The organism is Agrobacterium sp. El2ro-1b (assembly GCF_048298475.1).
Taxonomy (GTDB): Bacteria; Pseudomonadota; Alphaproteobacteria; order Rhizobiales; family Rhizobiaceae; genus Agrobacterium; species Agrobacterium fabrum.
This window is the reverse complement of record NZ_CP103458.1, coordinates 1,578,841-1,599,486: the sequence shown is the minus strand read 5'-3', so window position 1 is coordinate 1,599,486 and position 20,646 is coordinate 1,578,841. Positions and strand designations below refer to the sequence as shown.

At 60.7% G+C, this 20,646-nt stretch carries 21 protein-coding genes and 1 riboswitch; of the genes, 9 read left to right on the top strand and 12 right to left on the bottom strand.

From position 1 onward, the window contains the following. Nucleotides 1–4: 4 nt before the first annotated feature. On the top strand, nucleotides 5–793 hold the full coding sequence (locus NYR50_RS07980; RefSeq protein ID WP_418135581.1) for an SDR family oxidoreductase: 789 nt from the start codon (nucleotides 5–7) through the stop codon (nucleotides 791–793). Nucleotides 794–1,112: 319 nt separating this feature from the next. Here NYR50_RS07980 and ribB read toward each other — a convergent pair whose 3' ends face one another. The 4 genes from ribB to NYR50_RS07960 all read right to left on the bottom strand — a co-directional run bounded on the left by ribB (nucleotide 1,113) and on the right by NYR50_RS07960 (nucleotide 3,885). After that, entirely contained in the window at nucleotides 1,113–1,754 is a 642-nt protein-coding gene (ribB, locus tag NYR50_RS07975) for a 3,4-dihydroxy-2-butanone-4-phosphate synthase (protein WP_418135580.1), read from the bottom strand. 120 nt (nucleotides 1,755–1,874) lie between these two features. Next, nucleotides 1,875–2,024, bottom strand: a riboswitch (FMN riboswitch). A gap of 160 nt (nucleotides 2,025–2,184) precedes the next feature. Further along, nucleotides 2,185–2,892 carry a TIGR02281 family clan AA aspartic protease gene (locus NYR50_RS07970; RefSeq protein WP_418135579.1) on the bottom strand — a complete coding sequence of 236 codons (708 nt, stop codon included), beginning with the start codon at nucleotides 2,890–2,892 and terminating at the stop codon, nucleotides 2,185–2,187. Next, nucleotides 2,889–3,080 (bottom strand): DUF1289 domain-containing protein, encoded by a 192-nt coding sequence (locus NYR50_RS07965; RefSeq protein WP_418135578.1) that lies wholly within the window; start codon nucleotides 3,078–3,080, stop codon nucleotides 2,889–2,891. The genes NYR50_RS07970 and NYR50_RS07965 overlap by 4 nt, the downstream gene beginning before the upstream one ends. Before the next feature lie 19 nt (nucleotides 3,081–3,099). Beyond that, entirely contained in the window at nucleotides 3,100–3,885 is a 786-nt protein-coding gene (locus NYR50_RS07960) for an adenosylcobinamide-GDP ribazoletransferase (protein ID WP_418135577.1), read from the bottom strand. Between the two features lie 152 nt (nucleotides 3,886–4,037). On the opposite strand from NYR50_RS07960, the gene cobT reads away from it, so the two are divergent. Both cobT and NYR50_RS07950 read left to right on the top strand, forming a co-directional pair. Next, nucleotides 4,038–5,072 carry a nicotinate-nucleotide--dimethylbenzimidazole phosphoribosyltransferase gene (gene cobT / locus NYR50_RS07955; RefSeq protein WP_174020484.1) on the top strand — a complete coding sequence of 345 codons (1,035 nt, stop codon included), beginning with the start codon at nucleotides 4,038–4,040 and terminating at the stop codon, nucleotides 5,070–5,072. An 8-nt stretch (nucleotides 5,073–5,080) separates the two neighbouring features. Beyond that, the gene (locus tag NYR50_RS07950) at nucleotides 5,081–5,485 is read left to right on the top strand and encodes a diacylglycerol kinase (protein ID WP_121690435.1); all 405 of its coding nucleotides are present in this window, start codon (nucleotides 5,081–5,083) and stop codon (nucleotides 5,483–5,485) included. Nucleotides 5,486–5,509: 24 nt separating this feature from the next. Here NYR50_RS07950 and pdhS2 read toward each other — a convergent pair whose 3' ends face one another. Continuing rightward, nucleotides 5,510–7,045 carry a two-component system sensor histidine kinase PdhS2 gene (gene pdhS2 / locus NYR50_RS07945; protein WP_418135576.1) on the bottom strand — a complete coding sequence of 512 codons (1,536 nt, stop codon included), beginning with the start codon at nucleotides 7,043–7,045 and terminating at the stop codon, nucleotides 5,510–5,512. 107 nt (nucleotides 7,046–7,152) lie between these two features. Between pdhS2 and NYR50_RS07940 the strand changes: the two genes are divergently transcribed. The 4 genes from NYR50_RS07940 (at nucleotide 7,153) to NYR50_RS07925 (ending at nucleotide 10,205) form a co-directional block, all read left to right on the top strand. Continuing rightward, nucleotides 7,153–7,746, top strand: coding sequence for a thermonuclease family protein (locus NYR50_RS07940; RefSeq protein ID WP_418135575.1), 594 nt, complete (start codon nucleotides 7,153–7,155; stop codon nucleotides 7,744–7,746). Next, nucleotides 7,739–8,392, top strand: a complete 654-nt coding sequence (locus NYR50_RS07935) for a uracil-DNA glycosylase family protein (RefSeq protein ID WP_418135574.1) — start codon at nucleotides 7,739–7,741, stop codon at nucleotides 8,390–8,392. The genes NYR50_RS07940 and NYR50_RS07935 overlap by 8 nt, the downstream gene beginning before the upstream one ends. A 70-nt stretch (nucleotides 8,393–8,462) precedes the next feature. Then, entirely contained in the window at nucleotides 8,463–8,951 is a 489-nt protein-coding gene (locus NYR50_RS07930) for an Lrp/AsnC family transcriptional regulator (protein WP_003507846.1), read from the top strand. 288 nt (nucleotides 8,952–9,239) lie between these two features. Next, complete coding sequence (locus NYR50_RS07925) at nucleotides 9,240–10,205, top strand: aliphatic sulfonate ABC transporter substrate-binding protein (protein WP_035215936.1); 966 nt, start codon at nucleotides 9,240–9,242, stop codon at nucleotides 10,203–10,205. 282 nt (nucleotides 10,206–10,487) lie between these two features. Here NYR50_RS07925 and NYR50_RS07920 read toward each other — a convergent pair whose 3' ends face one another. The 5 genes from NYR50_RS07920 to NYR50_RS07900 all read right to left on the bottom strand — a co-directional run bounded on the left by NYR50_RS07920 (nucleotide 10,488) and on the right by NYR50_RS07900 (nucleotide 14,349). After that, entirely contained in the window at nucleotides 10,488–11,312 is an 825-nt protein-coding gene (locus NYR50_RS07920; protein WP_174008748.1) for a class I SAM-dependent DNA methyltransferase, read from the bottom strand. Between the two features lie 84 nt (nucleotides 11,313–11,396). Then, entirely contained in the window at nucleotides 11,397–11,663 is a 267-nt protein-coding gene (locus NYR50_RS07915) for an usg protein (protein ID WP_003516070.1), read from the bottom strand. Nucleotides 11,664–11,832: 169 nt separating this feature from the next. Beyond that, a complete protein-coding gene (locus tag NYR50_RS07910; RefSeq protein ID WP_418135573.1) occupies nucleotides 11,833–12,663 on the bottom strand; it encodes an ABC transporter permease in 831 nt (276 codons plus the stop codon). Continuing rightward, nucleotides 12,660–13,463 carry an ABC transporter permease gene (locus NYR50_RS07905; protein WP_174008746.1) on the bottom strand — a complete coding sequence of 268 codons (804 nt, stop codon included), beginning with the start codon at nucleotides 13,461–13,463 and terminating at the stop codon, nucleotides 12,660–12,662. The genes NYR50_RS07910 and NYR50_RS07905 overlap by 4 nt, the downstream gene beginning before the upstream one ends. Nucleotides 13,464–13,575: 112 nt before the next feature. After that, nucleotides 13,576–14,349: an ABC transporter substrate-binding protein gene (locus tag NYR50_RS07900; RefSeq protein WP_269712185.1), complete on the bottom strand. Its 774-nt coding sequence runs from the start codon at nucleotides 14,347–14,349 to the stop codon at nucleotides 13,576–13,578. Between the two features lie 320 nt (nucleotides 14,350–14,669). Between NYR50_RS07900 and NYR50_RS07895 the strand changes: the two genes are divergently transcribed. Next, nucleotides 14,670–16,946, top strand: coding sequence for an OmpA family protein (locus tag NYR50_RS07895; RefSeq protein WP_418135572.1), 2,277 nt, complete (start codon nucleotides 14,670–14,672; stop codon nucleotides 16,944–16,946). Between the two features lie 282 nt (nucleotides 16,947–17,228). On the opposite strand, the gene NYR50_RS07890 is transcribed toward NYR50_RS07895, so the two are convergent. Together NYR50_RS07890 and NYR50_RS07885 are read right to left on the bottom strand one after the other, a co-directional pair. Beyond that, on the bottom strand, nucleotides 17,229–18,152 hold the full coding sequence (locus tag NYR50_RS07890) for a pseudouridine-5'-phosphate glycosidase (RefSeq protein ID WP_006314061.1): 924 nt from the start codon (nucleotides 18,150–18,152) through the stop codon (nucleotides 17,229–17,231). 28 nt (nucleotides 18,153–18,180) lie between these two features. Continuing rightward, nucleotides 18,181–19,122, bottom strand: coding sequence for a carbohydrate kinase family protein (locus NYR50_RS07885; RefSeq protein ID WP_418135571.1), 942 nt, complete (start codon nucleotides 19,120–19,122; stop codon nucleotides 18,181–18,183). A 246-nt stretch (nucleotides 19,123–19,368) separates the two neighbouring features. On the opposite strand from NYR50_RS07885, the gene recA reads away from it, so the two are divergent. Next, on the top strand, nucleotides 19,369–20,460 hold the full coding sequence (gene recA, locus NYR50_RS07880; protein ID WP_174008742.1) for a recombinase RecA: 1,092 nt from the start codon (nucleotides 19,369–19,371) through the stop codon (nucleotides 20,458–20,460). Nucleotides 20,461–20,646 lie beyond the last annotated feature (186 nt).

Below are 20,646 nucleotides of genomic sequence, written 5' to 3'. Positions count from 1 at the left end.
AGCGATGTCCACCATCACCCTCAACGCGCCGAAACTGTTCGATCTTGCCGGTCAGGTGGCGCTCGTCACCGGTGCCGGTTCCGGCATCGGCCAGCGCATCGCCATGGGGCTTGCCCAGTCCGGCGCCAATGTCGCGCTGCTTGACCGCCGCACCGATGACGGCCTGGCGCAGACGGCCGATTTCATCGCCAGAGCCGGCCGCAAGTCGATCCAGATTGCCGCCGACGTCACCAGCAAGCAGGCTTTGACTGAAGCCGTGGCCCGCACGGAGGCTGAACTCGGTGCGTTGTCGCTCGCCGTCAATGCTGCCGGCATCGCCAACGCCAATCCGGCCGAGGAGATGGAGGAAAGCCAGTTCCAGACGATGATGGACATCAACCTGAAGGGCGTTTTCCTGTCCTGCCAGGCGGAAGCCAACGCCATGCTGAAGAACGGCCGTGGCGCGATCGTCAACATCGCCTCCATGTCCGGCGTCATCGTCAATCGCGGCCTGATGCAGTGCCACTACAATGCCTCGAAGGCTGGCGTCATCCACATGTCGAAATCCATGGCGATGGAATGGGTCGGCCGCGGCATCCGCGTCAACACCATCTCGCCGGGTTATACGGCGACGCCGATGAACACGCGGCCGGAAATGGTGCACCAGACCAAGCTGTTCGAAGAGCAGACACCGATGCAGCGCATGGCGGGCGTGGACGAGATGGTCGGCCCTGCGATCTTCCTGCTATCAGATGCGGCGAGTTTTGTGACGGGCGTGGACCTGCTGGTGGATGGCGGTTTCTGCTGCTGGTAGGACTTGGCATGGTCGCCCAGCTTCAACGACTGATGAAGTCTGAAAAGTTCACGGCCATCATCCTCGGGCTTGTCCCGAGGATCTGCAACGTATTGATTTCATTCGACGTGTTTAGATCCTCGGGACAGGGCCGAGGATGACGTCGAGGGGATGTGCGTCCTTTGCCACTTACTTCGAGGCGACAGCAAATTCCATGAAAATCCAAACGAGGCAGCAGTAGAGTCTGAGGACGATGTCGCATAAGAAGTAATGTCTGCCTCCAAATTCACGCCCGGCCTACGCCGGGCGTTTTGGTATTTGCACCACAGGTTTGCGCAGTTCAAGCCACCTGCTTCTGCACCACTTCCTCGACAACCTCGCCCTTGAGATAAGAGACGAGGTCCTTGATCGTCACGACCAGCAGGCCGTGGCGTTCGGCGAAGACTTCGAGCTGGGGCAGGCGGGCCATGGTGCCATCGTCATTGGCGACTTCGCAGATGGTGCCGGACGGGAATTTTCCTGCAAGGCGGCAGAGATCGACGGCTGCTTCCGTGTGGCCGGTGCGGCCGAGAACGCCTTCTGGATTGGCGCGGAGCGGGAAGACATGGCCGGGACGGGCGAAATCTTCCGGGCGGGAATCCTCGGACACCAGCGCACGCACGGTCTTTGCCCGGTCGGCGGCGGAAATGCCTGTCGTGGTGCCCGGAATATAGTCTACCGACACGGTGAAGGCCGTCTTGAGGGATTCGGTATTGCGCGACACCATCAGCGGAATGTCGAGCGCATCCAGACGCTCGCCCGGCATGGCGACGCACACCAGCCCGCGCGCATGGTTCATCATGAAAGCGATCTGCTGTGGGGTAATGCTGTCGGAGGCGGCGATGATATCGCCTTCATTTTCGCGGTCTTCGTCGTCAACCACAATCACCATTTCACCACGGGAAATGGCGTCGATGGCGTCTTCAATTTTAGCAATAGTCATTTTATTTCAAGCCTTTCAAGGGTTATGCCGGTTTGCGGCATTTTCGCGCTTCAAGAAGCGCCAAATATCCCTTGGGCGAACAATGCAATGCGAAGCCCACAGAGTGCGGGCGTCTTTATGCCTTGTCCTCTTCCATCCGGACTATACCGTCGGCTCCGGCCTCTCACCGGATCTGCTGACCTTCCGGCGTTGGAGACCGGAAGCGCTCGCGGGCTCCGGGAAAATCCCGATACCGCCGGTGGGGAATTACACCCCGCCCTGAGAACAGCACCAACATAAATTATCAAATGGGAAGGAATCAAGGGGGAATGCTCTGTCGCGACTGGGCAGTGCGAAAAGAACATTCTGATTGTGTTCGAAACCGGGTATTTCCTTTCCGCGGCCGATGACGAATACGGAGTGTCGAGCCGTAGCCCTTGATGCCTCCGGCTTATCGATCCCGCAATCGCAATTCATCCGTCTGCATCTGCAGCGAACCGAGCGTCGACAGGAAGCTCATGCCGAGCAGGCTCTGGCCCAATTGGCCATCCTGGGCGACGAGGGCGGGGATGTTGCGGCGCACGATCGGGCCGATGCCGATTTCCGACAGGGTGACGGGGGCGGCTGCCGTGCGGCCGTTTGCGGTCATGACCGGTACGGTATAGCGCAGGCTGCCCGTGTCGATACCGATTTCGGCGGCGTCGGCATTGGCGAGCACCACGGAGCTTGCGCCGGTATCGACCAGCATATGGATGGTCTTGCCATCGACGCCGACATTCGCCTCGAAATGGCCGCTCATCGATTTGTGCAGGACAATTTCCTGTTCGCCGCCAGCCGTCGTCACCACCACGGCGCGGCCGGGCATGAGGCCGCTCAGCAGCCGGTCGCCGAAGGATTGCAGGTCGTAGTGATAGAGATAGAGCGAGACGAGGCCGAGGATGATGACCAGCCAGACGGCGAGCTGGCGGATGACGGTGCCGAAGCCGCCACGTCTTCCGGCGAGGATGCCGACCGACAGGAGGCCGGCAATGGGTACCAGATAGAGAGCCTGTGCGAATTGATCATTATCGATGCCGAGCGTGCGGCCACCATCGTGATTGATGAGAAGCAAGCCGAGGCCCACGGCAAGGATAAGGAGAACGATGGTCAGCCTGTTCATGCGGTATGCGTCTCCTTGGCGGTCTCGCTCAAATTTGCCAGTCTCTGCGGCAGCGCCCGCATGATCGTGCGGCGCTTCTCGTCGCTATAATCTGCCCAGCCGCCGATTTCATCCAGCGTGCGTCCGCAGCCGATGCAGAGGCTATGGGTCACATCGAGGCGACAGATATGGATGCAGGGTGTTTCCATGATGATCTATATCAGGCCGTCATGCCGCAAGAGCAAGTGCGACGAGAGTAACGATCTCCGTGATCTGCTGGCAGGCGCCAATGGTATCGCCGGTGTGGCCGCCGATCTTCCTGTCGCAGAGCCGGCCGAACAGCACCGTCGCCAGAATGGCTGCCGCCATCACAAGTGCAATCGACAGGATGGGCAAAGCGTGCAGCGTGAAGAGGATGAAGACCAGCAAACCCGTCACCAGTGCGATGTTGCGTTCGCTTTCTCCGGGCTGGCCCGCGCCGGCGGCAATGCCGGAGGTTTTGGCAGCGGGCAGGGCCTGCCAGTGCCACACCATCAGGGCGCGGCTCATGACAAGCGCGGCAATCAGGCAGGCGGCGGCGGTTTTTCCGGGCAGGGTCTCGATCAGCGATGCGAGCGCCGTGGCGCGCAGCGCGAAGGAAAGAACCATGGCGATGGTGCCATAGCTGCCGATGCGGCTGTCCTTCATGATCTCAAGCATACGGGCTTTGTCCTTGCCGCTGCCGAAACCGTCGGCCATGTCGGCCAGCCCGTCCTCATGCAATGCGCCCGTGATGAGCGCCGTGAGGGCGATGGTGAGCCAGCCCGTGAGCTGCGGCGATGCATCGAAGGTGGCGAAAATCACAACTAGAAAAGCGGCGGGCAGGGCGATCAGCAGGCCGGCGGCGGGAAAGGCGCGGGCGGTGCGGCGCATCGACATGCCGTCGGCATTGTCGAAAAACCGCGAGGGAACCGGCAGGCGGCTGAGAAAGGCAACGGAATGCATGACATCTGTTATAAAATCCCCGGCCTTCATGCTCTCTCCGTTGCTGCACTTGCATTTCCGGTTGTTCCGCGGCGCTTCCGCGATTATGAGAGGCGCAACAAAGACCGATTTGCCGGAAAACACAAGTTCCGGACGCATGAGCCGATGCGACAGCCAACCCGGCTACGAAAGAGACCGACACCATGAGCATGAGCGGATTGCCCTTCGACGATTTTCGCGCGCTGTTGCGTGAGCTTCCCGGCCCGGATACGCATGCGCTGGTGGCGGCCAAGGAGCGCAATGCGCAGCTGACCAAGCCTGCCGGCTCGCTCGGTCGTCTGGAAGAGATCGCCATGTGGCTGGCCGCATGGTCCGGCCGTTCGCCCGCCGTCACGCGTCCGCTGGTGGCGATCTTTGCCGGCAACCACGGCGTCACCCGGCATGGCGTTACCCCTTATCCGACATCCGTGACCCAGCAGATGGTGGAGAATTTTGCAGCCGGCGGTGCTGCCATCAACCAGATCTGTGTGGCCAATGATCTCGGCCTGAAAATCTTCGATCTGGCGCTTGATTATCCGACCGGCGACATCACCTGCGAACCGGCGCTTTCGGAGCGGGACTGCGCCGCTACCATGGCCTTCGGCATGGAGGCGATTGCCGGTGGCACCGATCTTCTCTGCGTCGGCGAAATGGGCATCGGCAACACCACGATTGCTGCAGCGATCAATCTGGCGCTCTATGGCGGCACGGCGGAAGAGTGGACCGGTCCCGGCACCGGTTCGGAAGGCGAAGTCATGGCCCGCAAGATCGCGGCGGTGAAGGCTGCGGTGGAGTTCCACAAGGATCACCTGTCCGATCCGCTGGAAATCATGCGCCGCCTCGGCGGCCGCGAGATCGCGGCAATTGCCGGCGCCATCCTCGCTGCCCGCGTGCAGCGCATTCCCGTGCTGATCGACGGTTATGTAGCAACGGCCGCTGCCGCTCTGTTGAAGGCCGCCAATTCTTCGGCGCTCGACCATTGCCTGATCGGCCATGTCTCAGGCGAGCCGGGCCATCTGGCTGCCGTCGAAAAGCTTGGCAAGACGCCGCTTCTAGCGCTCGGCATGCGATTGGGTGAGGGCACAGGTGCAGCGCTTGCCGCCGGCATCGTCAAGGCCGCTGCCGCCTGCCATTCCGGCATGGCGACGTTCGAGGCGGCGGGTGTCGACACCCACATCAGCCCGCGCACCGAGCATTGAGGTCAAAGATGGACGCGACGCCGCAAAAGAAGCAACCCGAGCCTGCATTCCGCAAGGAAAAGGGCTGGCGGCATCTTTTCGCCGCCGCGCGTTATTCCGTGCAGGGACTTGGCCGGCTGTGGCAGGAAGCGGCGTTCCGCCATGAGGTTCTCGCCTTCGGAGTAGGGCTCGCCCTGCTTCTGGTGGTCGGTGCACCCTTTGCGCATCTTCTCGTTTTCACGGTGCTGATGCTGCTCCTGTTTTCGGTTGAGGCGCTGAATACGGCGATCGAGGAGCTGGTGGATCGCATTTCGCCGGAAATTTCCTCGGTCGGACGGCATGCGAAGGATCTCGGCTCCTTTGCCGTCTTCTGCCTGTTGCTGGCGAACGGATTTTTCGTGCTGTATTCGCTGGTGACGACGCTGTTCTTCTGAGGTCTCCAGTTTCCTGAAAATGCTCTAGGCGAAGGACCGCCGGCGCGGCTGGATGGCGTGGGTTTCTTCCACCGCCGGCAGGCTTTGCAGCACGCGTTTTGCCGGCAGGATGGCGATGCCTTCGGTGCCTTCGCGCAACTTCGATTTCAGGATGAACTGGCCGTCGTGCTTGGCGAGAATGGCCTGAACGATGGGCAGGCCAAGGCCCGTTCCCTGTTCCGCGCTCTTGATCGCGATCGACCCTTGGCCGAAGGCCGACAGCACCACGGGGATTTCATCTTCCGGAATGCCGGGGCCGTTATCCCTGATCGACACATATTGCCCACCGCCCGCCGTCCAGCCCGCCTTCACCAGAATCTCGCCGCCCTGCGGGGTGAATTTCACGGCATTGGAGAGCAGGTTGAGTATGACCTGGCGGATGGATTTCTCATCGGCCCAGACTTGCGGCAGACTGGCTTCGAACTGCTGGGAAATCCTGATGTTCTTGGCGCGGGCGCGCAGCTGGATCATGCCGATGCAATCCTCGGCGATTTCCAGCATGGAGATGGATTCCTCGTTAAGATCGTAACGGCCGGCCTCGATGCGCGACAGGTCGAGGATTTCGTTGATGAGATCGAGCAGATGCTGGCCGGAGCGATGGATATCGCCGGAATATTCCTTGTAGAGCGGATTGTTGAGGGGGCCGAGCACCTCTGACGACATGACCTCGGAAAAGCCGAGAATGGCGTTGAGCGGGGTTCTGAGCTCGTGCGACATGGAGGCGAGAAAACGCGATTTCGCCAGATTGGCCTCTTCGGCGCGCCGTCGTGCCTCGTCGGACACAGAATTGGCGACCTCGAGTTCGGCGATCAGGTCGTCCTTTTCCGTCTGCGAGGACAGGAGCTTGATGCTGGTCTGGTAAAGCCGGCTGGTGATGCGATGACAGAAGAGGATCGCCATGCCGAACATCAGCGCCAGACCGACATCGAAGGGATCGCGCGAAATCGCCGAAGTCATGCACAGCGCCGCCAGCACCGGCAGGAAGGTCATGAAGGTTGCCCGCCGCAGCATGAAGTTGGCCATGGCGGTCAGCGAAAGGGCGATCAGCAGCGTCGATCCCTTGAAGAAAAGAACGAGCGTCGGGTCGTTGCGCACCGGTTCGGCCAGTGCGAACATGGCCCAGGCGCAGCCGATAAGGATCTGCATGCCGAGAAAGATGTTTTTCCAATGCTGGAGATTGTCGTCGGTGATCGCCTGTTTGGCGGCTCGTTTTGCCAGCACCAGCGACATGGCGTGAAAACTCAGCGCAATCAGCGACCAGATGATCAGGCTGATATCGCCGGTGATGTAAAGGCCGATGATGGAGGCAAGCACGATGAAAAGTGGCATGATCATCGCGCCCTGAAGGGCTTCGGCGATGTGCATGGTCAGCATTTCGCGTTCATAGGCTTCGTTTCCGCCGGCACCCTGCTGCAGGCGTTCACGCGTCGTCTTCACCGTGTCGAAAACCGCCTTGTTGCGGTGTTTCTTCGATCGGTCGACGATGATCTTGTCTGTGGACGTGCTGACGCTTTTACTCATTGTTACAACGCAGGTGACATGAACCCTTGCAGGCTACGCCCAAAATCTTAAGAAGATGCTGCCGTGAAAGGATTTGTTTGCCATTTCTGACAAGGGTTTGTTGTGACATGAGACGAAATGGAGGCAGGCGCGGGCGTTTTTCGGCAATGCGCGATGGCGGGCTTTTTCTCGCCACGGTTTTTCTCGGCATTCTCATTGCCGCCAAGCTCGACCAGATCAACAGCGAGACCCATGTCGGTCGCTTCTTCGTCATTGATGGCGATACGCTTTCCAAGGGAGACGAACGCTTCCGGCTGCTCGGGATCGACGCGCCGGAGCTTGCGCAGACATGCCTGCGCAGCAGTGAGAGCTGGCCGTGCGGGCTGGAGGCGCGCGGAGCGCTGCAACGCCTGGTGACGGCGCGGGATTTTTCCTGCTCCGGCAGCTCGAGGGACCGTTACGGGCGACAACTCGTCTATTGCACGGCGGATGGCAAGGATGTGTCCTCGGAAATGGTGTCGGCGGGGTTTGCCGTCGCATCAGGTTATTTCCAGTTTTCCGCCGAGCAGGCGAGGGCACGGCGGGAGGAGCGGGGTATTTGGGCGGGAGAATTCGAAAAGCCCTCCGAGTGGCGTCGTGAGCACCGGGCAGCGGATCTGGAAACGCCGGCTACGGGCTTTTTGACCGTCATCCGTCATTTTCTCGGGTGGGATCATGGCTGAAGCGGAGCGATCCCCGTGGTTGCGGGATGACGGGTTGGATGAGCTGCGCGGCGAGATCGCCCGCTGTCGTCTCTGTCGTGATGCGCCGCTGAAGGGAGTGACCGATCGCCTGCCGTATGAACCGCGGCCGGTGGTCGTGATCTCGACCAAGGCGAGGATTCTGATCGCCGGGCAGGCACCGGGGCTGCGTGTGCACGACACCGGCATACCCTTCAACGATGCCTCCGGCGACAGGCTGCGGCAATGGCTCGATGTCGACCGGCAGACGTTTTACGACCCTGAGCGTTTCGCCATCGTGCCCATGGGGTTCTGTTTTCCCGGTTATGACGACAAGGGCAGCGATCTGCCGCCACGGCGGGAATGCGCGCCTTTGTGGCGTGAGCGGGTGATGGCGGCGATGCCGCAGGTGGAGCTGATCCTCGCGGTCGGCCAATGTGCGCAGGCTTTTCACCTCGGTGAAAGGCGCCACAAAACCATGACCGAAACGGTAGAGAACTGGCGCAGCTACCTCCCTGCCAATTCCGGCCCCGGCATTTTGCCCCTTCCGCATCCAAGCTGGCGCAATACGGGGTGGCTGAAAAAGAACGCGTGGTTCACGGAGGAACTGCTTCCGGTTCTGCGACAACATGTGGAAATGCGGATTTAGTGAAACAATTTTCTGTTTTTCTGCGGAAATTAGTGTATTGAAAGGAAATTAATTCAGGAGGATAGACGCATTGGATCGCCTAGACCGTAAGATTTTGCGCATTCTGCAAGAGGATTCCACGCTGGCCGTTGCCGATCTGGCGAAAAAGGTCGGCCTTTCCACGACGCCCTGTTGGCGGCGTATCCAGAAGATGGAGGAAGACGGCGTTATCCGCCGGCGTGTGGCGTTGCTCGATCCGGTCAAGGTCAACACCAAGGTCACGGTTTTCGTCTCCATCCGCACCGCCTCGCATTCGATCGAATGGCTGAAGCGTTTCTCGGAAGTGGTTTCCGAGTTTCCTGAGGTTGTGGAGTTCTACCGCATGAGCGGCGATGTCGATTATCTGCTGCGCGTCGTCGTGCCTGATATCGCGGCCTATGACGCCTTCTACAAGCGGATGATCGCCAAGATCGAAATTCGCGACGTATCCTCCGCCTTCGCGATGGAACAGATCAAATATACGACGGAACTGCCGCTCGATTACATGCTGCTGGATAATCCCAAATCCGGCGAAGAGTGATCCGCCGTCCATCCTGTCTTTGAGCAATGCCCTTTCCGGCCGCCGGGGAGGGCATTTTTATTTGTGGGATTGCCTCTCCCCATCGATCTAGCCCGTCAGGGGATGACCCTGCCGGAAGGTCCATCCGGTATGCACGGCCAAGGCACGACAATCTTATTCCGCCCTATCGGGCAAACTCGCACATTCAATTCTCTCCACGCCGTCTCCGCGCAACATGGGAATTTGATAAAATCTCTCGAATATCTACGCTTTTAATATCTGATGATGGCAACAGCGAGGGATATCGATATGATCACACGACGCGGAACATTGGGACTGCTTGCAGGTGCGACGGGGGCGGTGTTCCTGCCGCATATCCGCCGGGCTGGGGCTGCAACGACCACATTGCGGATCGGCTGGCAGAAGAATGGCGTGATCGCGCTGGCGAAAAGCCAGGGGGCGCTGGAAGCGCTGTTGAAGGATCGCGGCATCGAGGTCAAATGGTCGGAGTTTTCCTCGGGGCCACCGCTTCTCGAAGCGCTGGGCGCGGGTGCGCTGGATATCGGGCCGACCGGCGATGTGCCGCCGCTTTTCGCGCAGGCCGCCGGTGGCAATCTGCGCTACGTCGGCACTTACAAGGCAGCGGCCGGCGGATCGGCCATCCTCGTGCAGAAGGATTCGCCGCTGAAGACGCTGGAAGACCTGAAAGGCAAGAAGGTCGCCTTCAAGCGCGGCTCCAGCGCCCATAATGTTACCGTCAAGGCGCTGCGAAAGGCGGGGTTGACGTTGAGCGACATCACGCCGGTTGATCTTGCGCCTCCGGATGCCGCCGCCGCCTTCCGTAGCGGCAGCATCGATGCCTGGTCGATCTGGGATCCCTATTTTGCCGTGGCGGAAAAAGAGCCGACGACGCGGGTTCTTTCCACCGCCGAAGGCATCGTCGATCCCTGGAGCTATTTTCTCGCCAATGGCGATTTCGTCGAGGCCAATCCCGATCTCGTGCCGCTGATCCTGAAGGAACTCGCAAATGTCGGCGCCAAGGCACAGGCCAATATCGATGCGACCGCAAAGTCTCTGGCGGCGATCACCGGTGTTCCGGAGGACGTCACGAGGGTTTCGCTGACACGGCCGGGCGCCGATCTCGGGCGGGTGTCGCTGGTTCCGGATGAAGCCATCGCTTACCAGCAGGCGCTGGCGGATGAATTCTACGATCTGAAGATCGTGCCGAAGAAGCTCAAGGTGACGGATATCGTCTGGCGGCCGAAGGCCAGTTGATGGTGTCGGAAAGCTGAATCTCTTCAACTGGCTGGCGGATGTTGTTGAGAGGTTGATTCAGGCATGTTTCTAAAAAGTGGGGCGAGCCGATGCCCCTTGTTTCTTCTCCCCGCCGGGGAGAAGTCCGCGGCAGCGGGATGAGGGGGCAAGGGTCAGGATAAACCGAGAGCTTGCCCCTTCATCCGACCCTTCGGGCCACCTTCTCCCCGGCGGGGAGAAGAAATCTGCCGCGACGTCTGCGACAAGCCATTGCCGTTTTAATGATGCAATGCCGAAGCGACATCAGGCCTTGAGCTTCGCAATCACCAGATGGCCGGGCGTCGGATTGCCGTCCTGCATGCGAACGTTGATGTCGGTGACTTCGATGACCTCAAAACCGGTGGCGGCCAGCCGGTCCCGCACGTAGGTTTCGGCATGGGCGAAACGCTGGTGCGGGCCGACCATATAGGGGCGTCCGGCCATGATGTCTGCGGGCAGGGTTTCCGAGGAAAAGATCAGCAGGCCGCCGGCGTTGAGATTTTCGGCGGCGCCGAAAAACAGCGGTTCCAGCGCGCCGAGATAGGGCAGCACATCGGTGGCGGTGATGATGTCGAAGGGCTCGTCGTCATTGTCCTCGAGAAAATCCTCGGCTTCGGCGACGTAGAGCGTCTCGTAGAGGTCCTTCTCATGGGCGATCTCGACCATGTTTTCGGAAATGTCGATGCCGGTGATATCGTCGGCCATATCGCGAAGCGCCTCACCGGTGAGGCCGGTGCCGCAGCCGAGATCGAGCAGGCGCTTGAAAGGACCAAGGTTCAGTGTCTGCAGCCGCTGGCGCACCATCATCGGCACGGCGTAACCCAGCTGCTCGACAAGAATATCCTCGAAGGCTTCAGCATGTTGGTCGAACAGGGTTTCGACGTAAGCGTCGGGCGCTTTCGACGGCTGTTCGCCACGCCCCATGGCGGCAATGCGCACGGCCGCGCCGCCGTGATCGTCAGGATCGATGGCGAGAACTTCCTCATAGGCCTTCACCGCTGCATCCACATCTCCGGCCTTTTCGAGCGCCAGCGCACGGTTATAGGCCTCGGCAAGCGCCTCTTCGTCAATCTTCTGGTTTTTCGTCATCGTGCGGTATCCGTCAGCGTCATCAGTTGACGTTTGCTGTAAGCCGCAACGGTGGCGGGCGCAATGCTTATGTGGCCAGATGCATCAGTGGAGGATGAACTCTCCCTTCAGCGCGCGCCATTCCTGTGCGGAGATCACCTGTCGGTGCACGTAGCGGACGGAATGCAGGGGACCGTCGAGCTTTTCCTGCCAGAATTTGAGGAAACCATGCATTTCGGGGAAGTCCGGGGCGAGATCATAGTCCTGCCAGACATAGGTCTGGAGAACCAGCGGATGGTCCGGCATACGATAGAATATCTGGGCGGTGGTGAGGCCGTAGCCTCTGAGCATCATTTCCATTTCCTTGTTCATGACGGCGGTTCCCGTATCCATGATTGCGATTACAGCATTGCCGCTGTATCTGACATGGGAACACGACAGGGTTAATCCAAGCTTGCCAAAGGCGCGGACCCGTCACAAATTTGTTATATTTTTCAAAACGTTGGCAGCCTCCGTTGATGAGTGCTGCCAACCTTGCCGTTCAGCGCTTGAGGTGTCGCGTCAGGCGGGCTTCCAGCCACGCCCAGATATGCCGCAGCGTTTCGACGATCGTCAGGTAGAAGATCGCGGCCCAGAGATAGGCCTGATAGTCGAAGGTGCGGGAGAAGGCGTAACGGGTCTGTCCCATCAGGTCGAAGACCGTGACGATCGAAACGACTGCCGAGCCCTTGATCATCAGGATGATCTCGTTGCCATAGGGACGCAGTGCCACGATCAGCGCCTGCGGCAGGATGACCTTGCGGAAGGTGATGAATTTCGAGATGCCGAGGGAGGCGGCCCCCTCATGCTGGCCGCGCGGCACGCTCCGGATGGCGCCGCGCAGGATCTCGGCCTGATAGGCGGCGGTATTGAGCGTTAGCGACAGGAGGCCGCAATACCAGGCTTCGCGGAAGAACCACCACAGATCGACGGCTTCCAGCGCCGGGCGGAAGCTGCCGAGGCCGTAGTAGATCAGGAAAAGCTGCGCCAGAAGCGGCGTGCTGCGGAACACATAGACATAGGCATAAGCGAGCGCACCGATGACGCGGTTTTCCGACATGCGGGCAAAGGCGATCGGCACCGACAGGATCGCGCCGAGAATGATCGAGCTGCCGACCAGCGTGATGGTGGTGATGAGACCGTCGATGTAGCGCGGGCCATACCGCTGGAATTTGTCCCAGTCCCAGCCTTCGATCATCGCGAAGATCAGCCCGGCGGCGAGCAGCAGCCACAGCGTGATGACGGCAATGCCGAAGACTCGGGAAAGATTGATCGGCTTGTCGGCGACAACGGGGGCGGGCTGCGGCGGAATGAGTTCCTGGATATGGCTCATCGTCCGGCCTCCGATTTGCGAGACCAGCGGTCAATGAAACCGATGCCGACCGACGAGATGAGTGCGAGAATGAGATAAAGCAGGCAGGCAATGCCGTAGAAGAAGAAGGCTTCCTTGCTGACGCGGGCGGCAATGCCGGTTTGGCGGATGATATCGGCAAGGCCGATGATCGAGACGTAGGACGTGTCCTTCAGGAGGATCACCCAGAGATTGGTCATGCCGGGCAGGGCGATCCGCACAAGCTGCGGAATAATGATGAGCACCATGGTGCGGCTGCGGGAAAGGCCGAGCGCGTCACCGGCCTCATATTGGCCTTTGGGTATGGCCTTGAAGGCGGACAGCAGCACTTCCGACGCATAGGACGAAAACACCACTGAGAGGGCCAGCATGCCGGCCACGAAGGCATTGATTTCGATAGGGCCGCTAAAACCGACATAACCGGCCACCGATTGCAGCAGCATCTGGACGCCGTAATAGACGATGAAGAGCGTCAGCAGTTCCGGCAGGCCGCGGAAGATGGTGGTGTAGATGCCGGCGGCCAGCCGCAGCGACTTTTCCTCCGATTGCGCGGCAAGCGCGATGAGGAAGCCGATCAGCAGCCCGACGGGCAGGGTGGCGAGCGCCAGCGAGATCGTGACCTTGACGCCGAAGGCGATTTCATCGCCCCAGCCCGCATCGCCGCAGGCGACCAGAGTGCCGTTTCCGAAAAGCGAGAAGAGACCGACCGGTCCGCAGAAGGGATCGAGAAGTGTCGAGACATAGGTCCAGAACGCACCTATGGCGGAAAATGCTCCGCTCATGCCAGTTTTCCCCTGCGGTCTTAAGCCGCCGTGATTGTTATAGTGACGTTTTCAAACAAAAATGGCGGAAGGGCAAGCCTTCCGCCACGAGATTTCAACAGATCGAACCGGCTTAATCGCCGTAAACGTCGAAATCGAAGTATTTTTTGTTGATCTCCTGATACTTGCCGCTGGCGCGGATACCGGCGATTGCGGCCGTGAACTTGTCGGCCAGCGCCGTGTCGCCCTTGCGCACGGCAATGCCTGCGCCATTGCCGTTGATCTCGGGATCGACCTTGAGCGGCGTCAGGATCTTGCAGCACTTGCCGGCGTCGGTCTTCAGCCACTCCGACAGCACGACGATATCGTCGATGACGGCGTCGATGCGGCCATTGGCGATGTCGAGCTTATATTCGTCGGCGGTCGGATACATCTTCACGTCGGCATCCGGGAAATGCTTTTCGGCATAGTTGGAGTGTGTGGTGGAACCCTGCGCGCCGAGCGACTTGCCCTTGAGATCGTCGATGGACTTGATCGGCGAATCCTTCGGCACGGCGATTGCCGGCGGTGTGTTGTAATATTTCTTGGAGAAATCGACCTTCTGGAGGCGTTCCGGCGTGATCGACATGGACGCGATGATGGCGTCGAACTTCTTGGCCTGAAGGGCGGGAATGATGCCGTCCCAGTCATTGGTGACGAAGGTGCATTCGGCCTTCATTTGTTCGCACAGCGCCTTGGCGATGTCGATGTCGAAGCCGGTCAGCGTGCCGTCGGCTTCGAGATTGTTGAAGGGCGGGTAGGCGCCTTCGGTGCCGATGACGATTTTGTCCTGCGCAAGGGCTGCGCCTGAAAACAGCGAGATGGCGGCAATCGATACGGCTGCGAGCAGACGGGTGGAAATAGGCATTTCGATCCTCTCTGTTGGTCGTTCATCCGCAGTCTGTTGTTATTTTCAGTGCGGATGCCATAGGCGCTGGGCGCGGCAGAACGGAGGATACCGCCTGTGGCCTTCAGCGCGGATCAGATTATTCATCCGGTTGGTCAAAAAATGCAACTGCAATATTAGTGATCGCGTTTGCGCCGCAGAGCTTCCACGAAAAGGCCTTGATCTGTTCATTTCCGGTACACAAGGCTTTGGTCATCATGGGAACCGGAGCGTGTGTAAGGCGTTGAACAGCGCCTGCGGCCAAGCCGGGCCCACGATGTCGCATCATTTGCGACCCATAAATGACGGCAGATGAGGAAGCACTGATGCTGAAGAAGAAGAACACATTGCTGACCGGGGTGGTTTTTCCGCTCATGTCTCTCGCGATTGCGGTTGAGCCAGCAGCCGCGGGCTTTGCCGGCGCAGCCCGCGCACAGGCGCCGATCTCCCAGACACTTCCCGGCCAGGTGATCCTGGCGCAGGCGGAACCGGCAGCGGAAAACCCCGAAGAAGAGCTGCGCAAGAAGCGCAAGCAGGCAGAAGAGGCGCAGCCGCAGGCCGAGCCAAAACGTGAGGAACGCGCGCCTGAGCCGCAGCGCGAACTGGAGCCCAAGCGTGAGGCGGCTCCCGCCGAACCTCGCCCTGAACCCAAACACGAAGCTCCACCCGAACCCAAGCGCGAAGCTGCGCCCGAGCCCCAGCAGCGCGAAGCCCGCCCGGAACCCGCGCCGGCACCCGCCGAACAGCCGCAGGAGCGTCCGCGCAAACCCGAACGGGCGCAGGAGCCGCAGGGCGAGGGCGAACAGCGCCCGGCACGCCAGCGGGAAGCTGCACCGGAAGCAGCGCCTGCCGAACAGCAGCCGCAGGAACGTCCCCGCAAGCCTCAAAAAGCGGAACAGCCGGCCGGCGAAGGCGAGCAGCGCCCGGAACGTCCCCGCAAGGAGAAGGAGCCCGCTGCCGAACAGCAGCCCGCCGCGCGTCCGGAAAATGCCGAGCAGCCCGCCAAGCCGCGAGAACCGGCACCCTCGAAGAAGCCCCCGGTAGAGGAAAAAGCCCCGGAACAGAAAGCCGAACCGGCTGAAAAACCCGTTCCGGAGAAAAAGCCGGCAGCCCCCGAGCCCGCCGCAAAGGAAGCACCGGTTCCGACCGAAGCACCGACGCCCGCGCGTCCGCCGGCTCCCGAAGCACAGCCCAACCCTGCACCCGGCCGGCAGCCTTCCGAACAGCCGCCGGTGAAGTCCGAACCCGCAGCGCCGCTTCCCGGTGCCCCGACGCCGCCGCCGAGCGGTGCAACGACCGGACAGGCTCCGGCTGGCGAAGCCGTGCCCAGTCAGGTCGCCGTTCCGCAGACGGAAGCACCGCCGACGACGAAGGAAGAGCTTGATAAGGCCAAGGCAATCGCCAAGGACCCGTCCAAGACCGCCGACACCGTCATCCTGCCGGTCGACAAGGGTGCTGCCGTTCTCGACAGCGACAAGGAAGTGGAACGCTCCGGCAACCGCCAGACCCGCGAGGAACGTCGCCGCGAGCGCGAGCAGGCCGGTGACGTCAAGGTCCCGACCTCCGATGCCGAGGCGCAGCGCGCCGGTGCCGCCGAAGGCAAGGCTCCGCCGCCGCCCGTGAAGCTGGAGGCGATCACCTCCCAGCAGGGCGAGCGCATCGACCGTCGTCCGCAATATGAGCGGCCGGACGGCGTGCGCGAATGGCAGCCGCGCGAAGGCCGCCCGCGCGACCGGGACATGGATGCGCCGATCATCCTGCAATTCGGCGACCGTGTCGTGGTGCGTGGCGATGACAATCAGCGCTTCATCCGCGATGGCGGCGAGCCCTATTATGAGCGTTTGCCGGGCGGTCGCGTCCGCGAAACCGTGGAACGTCGCGACGGCACGCAGGTAGTGACGATCCGCAACCGTTACGGCGATGTGATGCAGCGCTCGCGCATCGACGATCGCGGTCGTGAATACGTACTGTTCTACGCACCGGAACTGATGGATGATCCTGATCGTGATTACGTCTATCGCGATCCGGGTCTCGACCTGCCGCCGATGCGCCTGCGCATCCCCGTGACGGACTACATCATCGACACGTCAAGCGATCCCGACCGCGATTATTATCGCTTCCTGGAGCAGCCGCCGGTCGAGCCGGTGGAGCGTGTCTACTCGCTGGATGAAGTGCGTTATTCGGCCCGTATCCGCGACAAGGTGCGCCGTATCGACCTCGATACGATCACTTTCGCCACTGGCAGCGCCGACATCCCGATGGCGCAGGCCCGTTCGCTGCGCAAGGTCGCCGACGCGATCAACAAGGCGCTGCAAAAGAACCCGGCGGAAACCTTCCTGATCGAAGGCCACACCGATGCCGTCGGTTCGGATGAAAGCAACCTCGTGCTTTCCGATGAACGCGCCGCTTCCGTCGCCAATGTGCTGACCGATGTTTACGGCATCCCGCCGGAAAATCTCGCGACGCAGGGTTATGGCGAGCGTTACCTCAAGGTTCAGACGCTCGGCCCGGAACAGCAGAACCGCCGCGTGACCATCCGCCGCGTGACGCCGCTGGTGAAGCCGATCGCGCAGAACTGATTGGGTTCTGGAAGAAAAACAAAGGCCCGGAAGCGCAAGCTCTCCGGGCCTTTTTATTGTCGGTGACGGGTTTTCCTGTAACTCGACGTCATCCTCGGGCTCGTCCTGAAGATCCAATCACGTCTCACTGGGCGAGGCGTCGCAGATGCTTGGGACAGGCCCGAGCATGACGGAGGAGAAGTTTGCGACCTCCCACTTCTGGGAAGTCAAAAGCTCGCGGCTCTTCTTTATTTTGACGAAGCCTATCTGTTGTCGAACGGAACGAAGAGGGCAGGTATGACCTCAGCTCAACGCCACGGCGATTTCCGCAGCCAGCTGCGCATTGTTGCGAACCAGCGCGATGTTGGTCTCGAGGCTCCTGCCATCCGTCAGGCGGAAGATATCGCCGAGCAAGTAAGGCGTGACCGCCTTGCCGGTGACTTCGTCGCGTTCTGCATGGGAGATGGCGCGGTTGATGTAGATCTCCATCTCCTCGCGCGGAATTTCGTCTTCTTCCGGCACGGGATTGGCCACCAGCATGCCGCCATCGATGCCGAGCTGTTCGCGGGTCGCCTGGAAATTGGCGATTGCCGCCGGGCTGTTGAGCGAGAGTGGGCTCGCCAAGCCGGAGGAGCGCGACCAGAAGGCCGGGAATTCTTCGGAGCCGAAGGTAACGACAGGCACGCCATTGGTTTCGAGAACCTCGAGTGTCTTTGGAATATCGAGGATCGCCTTGGCGCCGGCGCAGACGACGATCACGCCGGTCTTGGCAAGCTCGGTCAGGTCGGCGGAGATATCGAAGGTTTCTTCCGCGCCCTTGTGCACGCCGCCGATGCCACCGGTGGCGAAAACGCGGATTCCGGCGCGGGCGGCGGCGATCATGGTGGCGGCGACCGTGGTGGCACCCGTGCGGCGCTCGGCAATCGCAAAGGCGATATCGGCGCGCGAGACCTTCATGGCGTCAGTGGTCTGCGCGAGCGCCTCGAGCTGGTCTTTCTCAAGGCCGATATGCAGCGTGCCGTGAATGACGGCGATGGTGGCCGGAACCGCACCCTGATCGCGGATGATCTGTTCGACGCTTTCCGCCATCTCGATATTGCCGGGATAGGGCATGCCGTGGGTGATGATGGTCGATTCGAGCGCGACGATCGGCGCACCGCGCTGCTTGGCGGCGGCGACTTCCTGAGAATAGACGATGGGCAGGAGCGGGGAGATGGGGCGGGTCATTTCATCTGTTCCAGTTTTTAAAAGCGGTTCATGCCAGCATTTCGGCTTGGGGAACAAGCCCCAACATGGCTTCGACACTGTCTTTTGATAGGTCCTGGGAGGTGGCGAAGGGTGACTGCACGGTAATGGCCGCTGCCGCCGCCCCCTGTCTCAGGGCCTCCCTGATTGTTTTTCCCGCGGCAATCGCGGCGAGATAACCCGACGCCATGGCATCGCCGGCGCCGGTGACATCCTTCACCTCGCGGATGAGGGGCGGGTGGAGGATCGCTTTTTCCGTCCCGTTGAAGGCCACGACTTCGCTTGCGCCGCGGGTGACGACGCCCCCGGAAAGTCCGGCCTTGCGTAGGATATCCGGCCAGTCACGAACATTTTCCGCCGTCTCGCCGGTGAGCGCGCGGGCTTCCGCCTCGTTCATGAAGAGGATGTCGATATCGTCGAGCGCCGCTTTCAGCTTCACCGCCTTGGCCGGCGAAATGGCGATGGCGGCGAGCGGCTTTTCGCAGGCGCGGGCAATGAGGCCAAGCGCCGTCAGCGTATCCTCGGGCAGATTGGCGTCGCAAAGTAGAAAGTCGCTCGCCGTAATCGCCTCGCGCACCGCGCGTACCTTCAGGCGGCGCGGGGTAAAGAGCTTGTAGAGGTCCATGTCGGCCAGCGCGATCACCAGATTGCCGTCACGCTCCAGAATGGCGGTGTAGCTCGGCGTGCGGCGGTCGAGGAAGGTGAAGGGCGTGTCTTCCACCCCTGCCTGCCTTGCTGCTTCCGCCACCACTTCGCCGGTCACGTCGCCGCCGCGCGGGGCGATGATGCGGACTTCAAAACCGAGGCGGGAAAGATTGCGCGCGGCGTTGAAACCGCCGCCGCCAGCCTCTTCCATCCAGGAGCCCGGATTGCTGGCGCCGGGCGCCGTCTCGGTCTCGATCATACCGCGCCTGTCGATATGCGCGCCGCCCAGAACGAGTATTTTCTTCACGCTTGCGTTTCCCTCTCTGGCGCATGGAAAAGTCGGACGATTCGGCCTAAACTGACGTCTTCCTGACCTCGCATCCGGTTTGCGGCGATGGGCCGGGCACGGAAAAACGAAAGCAGAACAAACTACTTATCGTTATTTGTTTTCAATATGCTGGCTCAGCCTTGCGAAATTAGAACAAATAGAGTACATACCGTTTCCATACTGCTTCGTTGCCTGTGCGGCTTCAATAACCTAAAGGTGGTTCGGATGGCACAAAATTCTTTGCGTCTCGTAGAGGATAAATCGGTGGATAAAAGCAAGGCACTGGAAGCGGCGCTCTCCCAGATCGAACGGTCGTTCGGCAAGGGATCGATCATGAAGCTCGGTTCCAATGAAAATGTGGTTGAAGTGGAAACCGTTTCGACGGGCTCGCTCAGCCTGGACATCGCGCTCGGCATCGGCGGCTTGCCGAAGGGGCGTATCATTGAGATTTACGGCCCGGAAAGCTCCGGTAAAACGACGCTGGCGTTGCAGACGATCGCGGAAGCCCAGAAGAAGGGCGGCATCTGCGCCTTCGTGGATGCCGAACACGCGCTCGATCCTGTTTATGCCCGCAAGCTCGGTGTGGATTTGCAGAGCCTTCTGATCTCGCAGCCGGATACCGGCGAGCAGGCGCTTGAGATCACCGATACGCTGGTGCGTTCCGGTGCGGTTGACGTTCTTGTCATCGATTCGGTTGCGGCCTTGACGCCGCGGGCGGAAATCGAAGGCGAAATGGGCGATAGCCTGCCGGGTCTTCAGGCCCGTCTGATGAGCCAGGCGCTGCGCAAGCTGACCGCCTCGATCTCCAAGTCGAAGTGCATGGTGATCTTCATCAACCAGATCCGCATGAAGATCGGCGTCATGTTCGGTTCGCCGGAAACGACGACGGGCGGTAACGCGCTGAAGTTCTACGCCTCCGTCCGCCTCGATATCCGCCGTATCGGCGCCGTCAAGGAGCGCGAAGAGGTTGTCGGCAACCAGACGCGCGTCAAGGTCGTCAAGAACAAGATGGCGCCGCCCTTCAAGCAGGTTGAATTCGACATCATGTATGGTGAAGGCGTTTCCAAGACCGGTGAGCTGGTCGATCTTGGCGTAAAGGCCGGTATCGTCGAGAAGTCCGGCGCCTGGTTCTCCTATAATAGTCAGCGTCTGGGGCAGGGGCGTGAAAACGCCAAGACCTTCCTGCGTGACAATCCGGATACGGCCAATGAGATCGAACTGGCGCTGCGCCAGAATGCCGGTCTGATTGCCGACCGCTTCCTGCAGAATGGTGGCCCGGACGCCGGCGACGGCGACGACGGCAGCGACGAGGGCTGATCGTTCCGCAAAGGTCCGGGCATCAACGCCCGGAGGCTTTGCGCAGCTGATATGGATCAAAAGGGTCGTGCGATTTTTCTTCGTGCGGCCCTTTTTCCTTGCCTATATGTCTTGCTTCGCCTCCATGGCTGGACAGGGCCGGATGTGGACGATAAAAGCCATTGATTTTGCAATATAGCCATCCTT

Coding starts and splice junctions, on each gene's coding strand:
- NYR50_RS07910 (WP_418135573.1), bottom strand. CDS start 12,663: ATGAGCCATATCCAGGAACTCATTCCGCCGCAGCCCGCCCCCGTTGTC.
- NYR50_RS07905 (WP_174008746.1), bottom strand. CDS start 13,463: ATGAGCGGAGCATTTTCCGCCATAGGTGCGTTCTGGACCTATGTCTCG.
- NYR50_RS07980 (WP_418135581.1), top strand. CDS start 5: ATGTCCACCATCACCCTCAACGCGCCGAAACTGTTCGATCTTGCCGGT.
- cobT (WP_174020484.1), top strand. CDS start 4,038: ATGAGCATGAGCGGATTGCCCTTCGACGATTTTCGCGCGCTGTTGCGT.
- recA (WP_174008742.1), top strand. CDS start 19,369: ATGGCACAAAATTCTTTGCGTCTCGTAGAGGATAAATCGGTGGATAAA.
- NYR50_RS07950 (WP_121690435.1), top strand. CDS start 5,081: ATGGACGCGACGCCGCAAAAGAAGCAACCCGAGCCTGCATTCCGCAAG.
- ribB (WP_418135580.1), bottom strand. CDS start 1,754: ATGACTATTGCTAAAATTGAAGACGCCATCGACGCCATTTCCCGTGGT.
- NYR50_RS07890 (WP_006314061.1), bottom strand. CDS start 18,152: ATGACCCGCCCCATCTCCCCGCTCCTGCCCATCGTCTATTCTCAGGAA.
- NYR50_RS07970 (WP_418135579.1), bottom strand. CDS start 2,892: ATGAACAGGCTGACCATCGTTCTCCTTATCCTTGCCGTGGGCCTCGGC.
- NYR50_RS07965 (WP_418135578.1), bottom strand. CDS start 3,080: ATGGAAACACCCTGCATCCATATCTGTCGCCTCGATGTGACCCATAGC.
- NYR50_RS07900 (WP_269712185.1), bottom strand. CDS start 14,349: ATGCCTATTTCCACCCGTCTGCTCGCAGCCGTATCGATTGCCGCCATC.
- NYR50_RS07935 (WP_418135574.1), top strand. CDS start 7,739: ATGGCTGAAGCGGAGCGATCCCCGTGGTTGCGGGATGACGGGTTGGAT.
- NYR50_RS07915 (WP_003516070.1), bottom strand. CDS start 11,663: ATGAACAAGGAAATGGAAATGATGCTCAGAGGCTACGGCCTCACCACC.
- NYR50_RS07920 (WP_174008748.1), bottom strand. CDS start 11,312: ATGACGAAAAACCAGAAGATTGACGAAGAGGCGCTTGCCGAGGCCTAT.
- NYR50_RS07895 (WP_418135572.1), top strand. CDS start 14,670: ATGACGGCAGATGAGGAAGCACTGATGCTGAAGAAGAAGAACACATTG.
- pdhS2 (WP_418135576.1), bottom strand. CDS start 7,045: ATGAGTAAAAGCGTCAGCACGTCCACAGACAAGATCATCGTCGACCGA.
- NYR50_RS07925 (WP_035215936.1), top strand. CDS start 9,240: ATGATCACACGACGCGGAACATTGGGACTGCTTGCAGGTGCGACGGGG.
- NYR50_RS07960 (WP_418135577.1), bottom strand. CDS start 3,885: ATGAAGGCCGGGGATTTTATAACAGATGTCATGCATTCCGTTGCCTTT.
- NYR50_RS07940 (WP_418135575.1), top strand. CDS start 7,153: ATGAGACGAAATGGAGGCAGGCGCGGGCGTTTTTCGGCAATGCGCGAT.